We start from the raw sequence: 10,370 nt of genomic DNA, 5'->3' as shown, positions 1-10,370 counted from the left end.
AAATATAATCAGTCTTTTTGAAGGAAGGTGTGCACGATTAAGATATTAAATAATGACTGGGATTTCCACGTGAAAGAAGAATTTGATAAGCCTTATTACCTTCGGTTACGAGAAAAACTTAAAGAAGAATATCAGAATGAAACCGTCTATCCGAATATGTATGAAATTTTCGCCGCGCTTCAGGCTACCTCTTTCAGTGAGACGAAGGTGGTCATTATCGGGCAGGACCCGTACCATGGAAAGGGACAGGCGCACGGCTTCAGTTTCTCGGTACAGCCCGGGGTGAAGATACCACCTTCTCTTAGGAATATTTATAAAGAACTGGAAGATGATCTGGACCTTCCGACTCCTGAGCATGGCCATTTGCTTCATTGGGCCAAACAGGGAGTATTGTTACTTAATAATGTGTTGACGGTAAGAGCACACCAGGCGCATTCTCATAAAGGAATCGGGTGGGAGAAATTCACGGATGCTGTCATAGAAACTTTGAACCGAAGGGAGCGACCGGTGGTTTTCCTCCTATGGGGAAAACAAGCGCAAAAAAAAGGGGCTTCGATAGACACAAGTAAACATTTGGTCCTTACTTCCTCACATCCGAGTCCTTTTGCTGCTCATAAAGGGTTCTTCGGGAGCCGTCCTTTTTCAAAAGCCAATCAATTTTTAATGGACAACGGTGAAAAGCCAGTGGATTGGCGGTTGCCCACAAAACCTGATGAGGGAAGCGCCCATACCAGTTGAAAAATCAGGCATATGCTACAGTATTCTAATGTTTCGGAGGGGTTTTTATGTTTCCGACAGGTCAACCACCATACCCTCCCATGGGTCAATTTCCTGGTTTTCAACAAGCAGCAGCTCCTCAAAATATGATGAGGTCCATCGCTCCATTCATGAATGCAGGAGGAGGGGGACTCAGCGGTTTTGGGGCTCCAGGGATGTGGGGGAACGCTGGTCTTGGAACTCCGGGTTTCTTCGGAGGGGGTTCAGGTTTAGGCACGAATGTTTTGGGCGCAGCAGGTAATGCAGCTAAAGCTGGAGGTGTCGGATGGCTTGGTCATATGCAAACTGCATTGAAAGCAATGCAGTCAGCTGCACCAATGATGCAGCAATATGGTCCAATGCTTAAGAATATTCCAGCAATGATCAATATGATGAAAATCATGAATGAACCGGATGAAGAGGAGACTTCAGCCGATGAAGAGCTAGAGTCTATTTCTGGGGATAGGGAATCAAGCAGTATAGCCAGTTCCCGACAATCGAAAAATAGAAGTCAAGGTGCATCACAGCCCAGGTTATACATTTAGGCTGTGCATGTAGCTTGATTTTTTTTTGTGAATTAGCAAGAATAGGAACATGTACTATAATAAAAGGAAGAACCTACGTTTGAGGAGGTTTTAATATGAATCAACAACAATTAGAAACGGCAACATTCGCAGGCGGGTGTTTTTGGTGTATGGTCGAGCCCTTCGATGAAAGGCCCGGCATTGAGTCGATCGTATCTGGTTATACAGGCGGACATACAGAGAACCCGACTTATAGACAAGTCATTACTGAAACCACTGGACACCGGGAAGCGGTTCAGATCACATACGACCCTTCAATCTTTCCATATGAACGGCTTGTGGACCTTTTTTGGAAGCAAATCGATCCTACGGATGCCAGTGGACAGTTTGCTGATCGAGGGAAGTCCTATACAACAGCAATCTATTACCATAGCGAACAACAGAGAGAGATAGCTGAAGAAAGCAAAAAACAAGTAGAGAATTCCGGAATCTTCAAAAAACCGATTGTCACTGAAGTCTTACCAGCAGAAACTTTTTACCCAGCAGAGGACAAACATCAAGACTATTATAAAAAGAACGCTTTTCATTATAAACGGTATAAGAAAGGATCCGGACGAGCAGATTTCATCAAAGATCGCTGGAGCTATCCAAAAAACCAGGAAGAGCTTAAAAAACGTCTGTCTGATGTACAATATAAAGTTACTCAGGAGAATGCGACAGAACGTCCTTTTCAAAACCACTATCATGATCATGAGGAAGAAGGTATTTACGTAGATATTGTTTCCAAAGAGCCGCTATTCAGTTCTAAAGACAAGTATGATGCTGGATGTGGCTGGCCGAGCTTCACAAAACCGATTGAAAAACAACAGGTGAAGGAAGAAGTTGATACCTCTCATGGTATGTTCCGGACAGAGGTAAGGAGTGACAGTGCGGATTCTCATTTAGGTCATTTATTCGAGGATGGGCCGAGGGAGCAAGGTGGTCTTCGATACTGTATCAACTCGGCCGCTCTCGAATTTATTCCAAAAGGTGAAATGGAGCAGAAAGGGTATGGTTATCTGACCTATATGTTTGAATGAAACACAGATTTAGAAAATAGATAGGCAGCTCCTCTCATGCTATAATAGAAGAGGGATGAGGAGGAACAGCTTTGGGTAGAAAACGGATATTGTCGAAAGAAGAAATCATGACGGTCACAGGTGAAGTTTTACGTGAGGAAGGGATCAAAGGCGTTCACTTCAAGAAGCTGGCCGTGATGTTAGATGTAAGTCGAAGTACTCTCTATGAATATTATGACAATAAAGATCAACTCATCCTTGCATATATGAAGGCTATGATGGACGAAATGGGTCGAAAAATAAAGGACATCCCAGCGGATGATCCACCGAATGATAAATTATATCAACTCCTCCTTGTTTTATTGGAACATGCACAAATTCATCATATCGATCAAATGATACGTGAACTGCAATCCAGTGATAAAAATTTAGCGATGTTTTACAAAACAGAACTGCATGAGGATCTGATGATTACTTATGAAGAGATGATGATATGGATCCGGGAAGCGAAAGAGCAGAAGATATGGGAAACAGAAGCGGATGAAGGACTGATTGGTGACTTGATTTTCCATTCGATTCTATTTCCAAATCGTCAAAAAATGGGTGTCCAGGTTATGGCCACTCAATTGTTTAATATGATTGAACATGGAATTTTGAATAGGAAAGATTAAGCCGCTATCCTTATAAAAGGAAGCGGCTTTTCTCCAATTGGAAGGGGTTGCGCAATTCGGTCAGTAATCCATAAGGCCAGGACTCTTCATCTTCCAGATAACTCTCTGGATTGGTCTGAGTGGAGATCTTCTCGATTTTAGTCGTTCCGCTTGCGGTCATCACCGCACCTGTATATGATTATATTTCTTCTATATCGCGTCGTCTCCCTAAAACCACTAGTCCATAATGACATTTCATTATAGTATTAGGCACTGATTTTTTGAAAGGAGGGAAGTTGTTGAAGAGTCGCTCCATGTATCTCACCTATTCGATTGCTTGGTTGGGCGGTTGGCTTTTTTCCTTATTACACGTGCCTATTCCCTGGATTTTAGGGCCTGTCACTACCATTATTTTTATGAAATTTTTTGGGAAAGCTGAATCGAAGGTGCTGCCAGGGGCCAGGGACCTTGCATTTACACTGCTTGGTATCCAAATCGGGCTTACTTTTTCTTCTCACACCTTTACATACATTGTTCCCTATCTGGTACCTTATACGATACTCTCGCTTTTTATGATTGTTGTAAGTTTGATGATCGGGTTGTACATATCAAAAATGACGTCAATAGACAAAACAACGAGTCTTGTGGGTAGTTCCCCAGGGGGTCTATCTGCAATGATCGCCGTAAGTGAATCATTAAATGGAAATAGTGCGCTCATCACGATTTTTCATACATTGAGACTTTTGAGCGTGCTATTCATTTTACCTTTCTTTGTCACGCATATGTTAAGTGAATCTTCTAGTGCAGCTGTTGAACCGCATACTCTGGCGGTAAATGACGGTTCCATATGGACTATTCTCATCTATTTATTCGCTTTTGCCCTGGGCTGGAAATGGCAGCATCGTATTCCTGCTTCTTTAGTCATCGTCCCGATGCTGCTGATCGGTTTCTTACAGACGGTGGGCCTTACTTTTTTTCAGTTACCAGATTTCCTATTCGTTTTGGCTCAGTTACTGATTGGAACTTTTCTAGGGCACACGATTTCTTTAGGTGACATCATAAAAGCAGGGAAAACGTGTCTTTATTTTTTAACTTTGGCTATCTTTATGATTGTCCTCGGCATCGGTTTATCTTTTTTACTGGCAGCCTGGACCGGGATGGACATCATTACAGCGGTGTTGTCGTTAGCCCCGGGGGGTTTAGTAGAGATGGCAATCACAGCAGAACAAACAGGAGGTCAGCCAGCGATTGTCAGTTCATTACAAACGATACGGTTACTGACCATCATTCTTGTTCTCCCAATTATATTTCAAAAATACAAGACTTATCTAAGTGGCTGATCTTTGACACTATCTCGAATTAAAGATAAAATAAAGCTGAACAATCTAGTGAAGTTACTTGAATATTATTATGTAAACAAGTATGTAGGAGGTTCATTTATTATGCTTATGAAACACATTTTTCAAAAGGGCAGTGGAAATAGTGAGAAGGTGCTTCTTCTTCTCCATGGAACAGGAGGGACAGAACAAGATCTGTTACCCATTGCGGAAATGATCGACCCTGATGCTTCTGTTTTATCCGTCCGTGGGAACGTATCTGAAAATGGTATGCCTCGATTCTTCAAACGTCTACGTGAAGGGGTCTTTGATGAAGAAGATTTGATTGAACGCACTAAAGAATTAAACACATTCATATCGGAAGCTGCAAAAAAATACAAGTTTGATCGCTCAAACGTGATTGCTGTCGGATATTCAAATGGAGCGAATATCGCAGGCAGTTTACTGTTCCATTATGAAAACAGTTTGCGGGGAGCTGTCCTATTCCATCCGATGGTGCCACGGAGAGGCATAGACATCCCTGGATTAAATGGGCTTCCTGTATTCATCGGAGCTGGAGAAAACGACCCGATCTGTTCAGCTCAAGAAACAGTCGATTTGAAAAAACTGCTTTCTGAAGCAGGAGCAGAAGTCACCGAACAGTGGGAACAAATGGGACACCGCCTTACAGAAAATGAGGTGAAGGCAGCTGCAGGATGGTACAAGGATAATTTTTAACGCTCCTCTCATATTGAGTCCAGCTTTCTTTCGTTGTATGATAAGAACACACTCAGGAAACTAGGAGGGTTTTTGGATGATCCATAAAACTTGGGAAGAGAATGAAACAATAAAACAGATTGAATGTGTCCACAATGATGCAGAGAAGTTCGTGGTCAACAATGTTTTGACACCTGGTAAAGTATACGATGTTAAAAATGAAAGTGAAGAGTTTTACTTTATCATTGACAACACCGGACGTATGGGTGGTTTTTATAAAAATTACTTTAAAGAAATACACGCAGAGAGCTGATAGGGAATTTCCCCCCGTCAGCTCTTTTTGATTCTCTAGTGCTGGAATAGGACAAGTTCAATGGGGCATGTTTACCATTGGTAAAAGGCGGTTAATGAAATATGAATGTATTACCGAAAGGACGGAACTGTCATGATATTGGAAAATGTAAGGATATTTCAACCTTATCGGTCATTTAATCAAAATCAGAAGTATGCCGTAGAGATCGAAGGTGAGCAAATAAAGACGATCCATTCCTCTCCTTATGAAGGGAAAGAGGAAACTATCAACGGGGATGGTAAAGTGCTATGTTCATCATTTAATGATAGTCATATGCATTTTTTGCGGTATGGCCTGTTGAAAAAAGAACTTGATTTGACAGAAGTTACCAGCTGGAAAGAAATGAAATTACTGATAGAAAATCATTATAGTGAATTAGAGCAATATGATTGGGTTTATGGAAAAGGGTTCAATGACGACCTGTTTGAAGATATCGACCACCTTCTGACCGCTGATGACCTAAATGAAATCCAAGTAAATGCCTATATGTATTTCATGCATCAAGATGGCCATGAATGTGTGATAAGTGAAAAAGCGATAGAGTTATTGAAAAAGGAAGAAGATTTCAAGAAAGAGCCGGAGGAATTCAAAGAAAAAAACGCGGACGGCCAGTGGAACGGACGTTTCAAAGATACAGCTGTCCATTACATCAAACGCCATTTCTGGGGGCGCTCCACAGAAGATGCGAAAGAAGCATTAAGAAAAGCAGCCCCTAAACTAAGTGAACATGGAGTCACTTCGTTCCATACGGATGACATCAATTTCATCGGTTCCTATGACAGGCTGTGGAATGCCTATACAGAATTGGAAAAGGAAGGGGAACTGCCTTTTGATGTTCATCTTCACCATTATATCTTTAACATAAACGATTTAAGAGAATACTTGAACAATAACCAGAAGAGGTCAGGTGAAGGAACAAAACAAGTGAAGGTTGGAGCAGTGAAAATATTCTTAGACGGTACCCAGCGCTTATATACTGCTGCGATGAGGAACCCTTATCCAGTGGAGCCATCAAAAGCAGGATTGTTGATCTATACGCAAGACCAGTTAAATGACATAGTTCGTACAGCAGGTGAGAACGGAATGCAAGTAGCCATGCATGCGATCGGGGATAAGGCTGTAGAGCAAGCAGTGACAGCGTTGGAGCAGCCGTCGGCAACTACCGGGAAACTGCGTCACAGAATCATCCATGCCCAAACCCTTGCACCAGATTTAATTGACCGCTTAAGAAGATTGAAACCTTATATTGAAACACAGCCTTCATTTTTATTAGAAGAATGGGATAAGAAACAAAACTGGTCACCAGATGAACTTCTCCCTTACTGTGATCCTTTTCGCAGTTTACAAAAAGACCATATTCCCCTGACCCTGAGTTCAGACTTGCCGATAGGTGCATTAAACCCGTGGGTAACGATATTTGCTGCCGTTAACCGGACAGATCTTAAAGGGAAACCTGAAGGAGGATGGATGCCTCAGGAAAAACTAACGGTAGATGAGGCCTTTATAGGATTTACAAAAACCCCTGCAGCACTGGAATACAGGGAAGGGAACAAGGGAATGATAGAATCTGGTTATCAGGCAGATTTCATATTATTGGACAGGCACCCTCAGGAAGTCGATCCGGCCGACTTGGCTCAAATCGAGGTGCTTGAAACATGGCATAGAGGAAAACGAGTGTATAAAAATGACGATATTTCTTAGCTTTCCTTGTCAACACTCCTTCCATCAGCCATAATGGATATAAGGTGATGGAAAGGGGAGGATGGGTCCGTATGGACAAACTAATTTTAGTACGCCACAGTGAAACTGAAGGACAGCATGAAGATTCACCCTTGACGAAACTAGGAATCAGGCAAGCTCAAACGCTGGCTAATTTCTTGGATCAAGCTAGCTATGAAGTCAACCGGATTATCTCAAGTCCTTATTTAAGGGCCGTAGAAACGATCAAACCTTTCGCCAGAAATAAAGGGATCGACATTGAGAAAGACGAACGGCTGGAAGAACGGGTGCTGAGTCATGAACCCATTGATGATTGGGAAGAAGTCCTCCACGACACCTTTCAAGATCCTGATCTGAAATTGACTGGTGGAGAATCTTCACAGGAAGCTAAGAAAAGAGTTGTGACTCTCATAGATGAACTAGAGAGTCAGGACTGTGGGAATGTCCTCCTCGTCACGCATGGAAATTTACTTGCCTTACTTTTGCAAAAGTATAATCGGGAAATCGGTTTTTACGATTGGAAACGCCTCTCTCGCCCGGATGTTTATTTAATCCAAAAACAGGGTGGAGAATATATAGTTGAAAGAATTTGGGAAGACTGAAGTGGGAAATCTTCAGTCTCCCCTTTTCTTTCAACTCCCGTGCAAAAATAGTCGAACCATTGAAGGAATTGCGATTTTTCTATAAAATCGTTATTATATATTGTGGTGTTTATCTTTGCCGATAAAGGTGAATGGTAGTTGTATAAGCACTCGAATCCAACATGAAGGAGGAGAAGATCGATGGCATTTGTTATTACATCCCCATGTAAAGAGGAGAAATCCGGGGAATGTGTCGATGTGTGTCCAGTAGATTGTATCGAAGAAGGGAAAGATATGTTTTATATCGATCCTGCGATTTGCATAGATTGTGGTGCATGTGAAGCTGTTTGTCCGGTTGAAGCGATTTATATCGAAGATGAGGTACCAGAAAAAGAAACGCCATACATCGAAATGAACCGGAAGTTCTTTGAAGAACAGTAATGAACATATTAGAAAACCGTCCTACACATGGGGCGGTTTTTTCGTATATGTACTTATGGAACTTTCCGCATAGACAACGACTGAATGTATAGGAACCCCTCTATTCAGGGTAGATACAAAGAGGACTATAATAAGGGAGGAGTATCTATGACAAGCTTAAATAATCAATCAGCCATTATTACAGGGGCTAGCAGCGGAATTGGAAAAGCCATTGCTCATCAGCTGGCGAATGAAGGCATGAATGTTGTTTTGGCAGCAAGAAGAGCGGAGAAGTTGAAAGATCTTGCTGAGGAGATCGCAGAACAACATGGTGTAGAAGCTAAAGTCGTGGAAACAGATGTCACCAAAAGGGAAGATGTAGAAAATCTTATAGAAGAAACGAAGTCCGCTTATGGGCGAGTAGACATTTTAGTGAACAATGCGGGCGTTATGCTCTTATCCTTTTTGAAAAATGATCATGTTGATGAATGGGAACAAATGGTTGATGTTAATATCAAAGGGGTCTTGTTCGGTATACATGCATGTCTGCCTGCGATGCTCGAACAGGAAGCGGGCCACATCGTCAACGTTTCATCTGTTGCCGGCCATGAAGTTTTCCCTTCCAGCACCGTATATAGTGCGACCAAATATGCAGTGAAAGCACTATCGATGGGAATGGAAAAAGAATTATCCAGGTCTGGAGTCCGTGTGACTAACATTTCTCCAGGAGCGGTCGATACAGAACTTACTGAACATATTACAGATGGCGATGTCATTGACATGTTCAAAGACAGAAGTATGGATCCGCTTGAAGCTGATGATATCGCTAGAGCCGTCGCTTATGCTGTCACCCAGCCATCTTATGTTAATGTGAATGAAGTGATTGTGCGGCCGATGCATCAAAAATAAAAAATGGATGACCGCAGTAAACTGCGGTCATCTTTATTGGACAACTTTGAATTTTTTATGGTTATCCAGTTGATCTTTTTCTTGAACATCCATGTTTTCTACTTTACTGAAGGGTGTCGGTCCATCTTCAATTTCCTTTATGAACCTACTGAGCTGATCAGTCGGCCCTTCTGCTTCTATCAATACGGTACCATCGGGCTGGTTTTTCACAAGCCCATAAATCCCGATTTGATCTGCTACTTGCTTTGTCGCTGCCCGGAAGCCGACGCCTTGAACGCGGCCATGGACTGTTATTTGTTTTCTTTCCATCGTCAAGTACCTCCTCTCTCATACAATTTCATGATTCCCCTGTAAGCAGATCTTACAAACATAAAAAAAGGAGTTTCTGTTCATGAAATCGATACATATAAACGATATAAATGGGTTTTCCATTGGTCAAAAAGAAGATCCGGAGGGCCATACAGGATGTACGGTCATTCTTTGTGAAAATGGTGCCGTTGCAGGGGTGGATGTCCGTGGTGGAGCACCGGGAACGAGAGAAACGGACCTGCTGCAGTCTGAAAACCTTGTCCAGGAAGTTCATGGGATCTTTTTAGCAGGTGGCAGTGCTTTCGGTTTGGATGTTGGCTCTGGTGTGATGAAGTTCCTGGAAGAAAACGACGTCGGTTTTGATGTCCGAGTCACAAGAGTACCGATTGTTCCCGGGGCCATCCTTTTTGATTTAATTGAAGGACGCGCGAACATACGCCCCGACAAGGAAATGGGGTATCGCGCTTCTGAAATTGCCTGGAAGATTCCTGGTTTCAAACCTGGGAATTACGGTGCAGGTGCGGGGGCGGCGGTAGGAAAAGCTCTTGGCCGGAAACACAGTATGAAGGGCGGAATAGGAAGTTACGCATATTCAGTAGGGGAGCTCAAAGTGGGAGCAGTAGTGGCTGTCAATTGTTTCGGTGATGTCGTAGATCCGAATACCGGTGAAGTCATAGCCGGTCTGCAAAATGCTGGACGCTTCTTAAATACAGAAAAGCAAATCATAGATCGAATCGATCAATCACAGACTAACCGATTCCGTGAAAACACCACTATTGGAGCAGTATTGACGAACGCAAAGCTACATAAATCTGAAGCGAATAAACTTTCCTCCATTGCTCATGATGGGCTGGCGAGGACGATCCGGCCTTCTCATACATTTATTGATGGGGACACACTTTTCACTTTAGCAACAGGTGAGGTGGAGTGTGATTTGAATGCCTTGAGTGCTCTGGCAAATAAAGTCGTTGAAAAAGCGGTCATAAATGCTGTGAAGTCCGCTGCATCACAGAATGATTTAGTTTCTGCTTCAGATATTCTTAAAAAGAGGTGAAAAAA

At 42.5% G+C, this 10,370-nt stretch carries 13 protein-coding genes; 12 read left to right on the top strand and 1 reads right to left on the bottom strand.

The features are described from left to right. Nucleotides 1-36 precede the first annotated feature (36 nt). From ACTWPX_RS04680 to ACTWPX_RS04630, 11 genes are all read left to right on the top strand, one after another. Entirely contained in the window at nucleotides 37-738 is a 702-nt protein-coding gene (locus ACTWPX_RS04680) for a uracil-DNA glycosylase (RefSeq protein WP_443118994.1), read from the top strand. 47 nt (nucleotides 739-785) lie between these two features. Beyond that, nucleotides 786-1,301, top strand: coding sequence for a VrrA/YqfQ family protein (vrrA, locus tag ACTWPX_RS04675; RefSeq protein WP_443118701.1), 516 nt, complete (start codon nucleotides 786-788; stop codon nucleotides 1,299-1,301). 95 nt (nucleotides 1,302-1,396) lie between these two features. Continuing rightward, nucleotides 1,397-2,359 carry a peptide-methionine (R)-S-oxide reductase MsrB gene (gene msrB, locus ACTWPX_RS04670; protein WP_443118700.1) on the top strand — a complete coding sequence of 321 codons (963 nt, stop codon included), beginning with the start codon at nucleotides 1,397-1,399 and terminating at the stop codon, nucleotides 2,357-2,359. A gap of 71 nt (nucleotides 2,360-2,430) precedes the next feature. Beyond that, nucleotides 2,431-3,009 carry a TetR/AcrR family transcriptional regulator gene (locus tag ACTWPX_RS04665; RefSeq protein ID WP_443118699.1) on the top strand — a complete coding sequence of 193 codons (579 nt, stop codon included), beginning with the start codon at nucleotides 2,431-2,433 and terminating at the stop codon, nucleotides 3,007-3,009. A gap of 278 nt (nucleotides 3,010-3,287) precedes the next feature. Then, a complete protein-coding gene (locus ACTWPX_RS04660; protein ID WP_443118698.1) occupies nucleotides 3,288-4,328 on the top strand; it encodes an AbrB family transcriptional regulator in 1,041 nt (346 codons plus the stop codon). 108 nt (nucleotides 4,329-4,436) lie between these two features. Continuing rightward, nucleotides 4,437-5,042: an alpha/beta hydrolase gene (locus ACTWPX_RS04655; RefSeq protein WP_443118993.1), complete on the top strand. Its 606-nt coding sequence runs from the start codon at nucleotides 4,437-4,439 to the stop codon at nucleotides 5,040-5,042. A 76-nt stretch (nucleotides 5,043-5,118) separates the two neighbouring features. After that, a complete protein-coding gene (locus tag ACTWPX_RS04650; protein WP_443118697.1) occupies nucleotides 5,119-5,334 on the top strand; it encodes a DUF6501 family protein in 216 nt (71 codons plus the stop codon). A 132-nt stretch (nucleotides 5,335-5,466) separates the two neighbouring features. Then, a complete protein-coding gene (locus tag ACTWPX_RS04645; RefSeq protein WP_443118696.1) occupies nucleotides 5,467-7,074 on the top strand; it encodes an amidohydrolase family protein in 1,608 nt (535 codons plus the stop codon). A 71-nt stretch (nucleotides 7,075-7,145) separates the two neighbouring features. Beyond that, nucleotides 7,146-7,694 carry a histidine phosphatase family protein gene (locus tag ACTWPX_RS04640; RefSeq protein ID WP_128522616.1) on the top strand — a complete coding sequence of 183 codons (549 nt, stop codon included), beginning with the start codon at nucleotides 7,146-7,148 and terminating at the stop codon, nucleotides 7,692-7,694. Nucleotides 7,695-7,874: 180 nt separating this feature from the next. After that, entirely contained in the window at nucleotides 7,875-8,114 is a 240-nt protein-coding gene (locus tag ACTWPX_RS04635; RefSeq protein WP_128522617.1) for an indolepyruvate ferredoxin oxidoreductase subunit alpha, read from the top strand. A 147-nt stretch (nucleotides 8,115-8,261) separates the two neighbouring features. Next, a complete protein-coding gene (locus ACTWPX_RS04630) occupies nucleotides 8,262-9,002 on the top strand; it encodes an SDR family oxidoreductase (RefSeq protein ID WP_443118695.1) in 741 nt (246 codons plus the stop codon). A 33-nt stretch (nucleotides 9,003-9,035) separates the two neighbouring features. Here ACTWPX_RS04630 and ACTWPX_RS04625 read toward each other — a convergent pair whose 3' ends face one another. Continuing rightward, nucleotides 9,036-9,311 (bottom strand): acylphosphatase, encoded by a 276-nt coding sequence (locus ACTWPX_RS04625; protein WP_281975513.1) that lies wholly within the window; start codon nucleotides 9,309-9,311, stop codon nucleotides 9,036-9,038. A gap of 82 nt (nucleotides 9,312-9,393) precedes the next feature. On the opposite strand from ACTWPX_RS04625, the gene ACTWPX_RS04620 reads away from it, so the two are divergent. Next, nucleotides 9,394-10,365 (top strand): P1 family peptidase, encoded by a 972-nt coding sequence (locus ACTWPX_RS04620; protein WP_443118694.1) that lies wholly within the window; start codon nucleotides 9,394-9,396, stop codon nucleotides 10,363-10,365. Nucleotides 10,366-10,370: the final 5 nt, after the last annotated feature.

Origin of the sequence: Halobacillus sp. H74, from assembly GCF_052246715.1 — a bacterium.
GTDB lineage: Bacteria > Bacillota > Bacilli > Bacillales > Halobacillaceae > Halobacillus > Halobacillus litoralis_A.
This window is presented reverse-complemented; position numbering and strand designations above follow the sequence as displayed.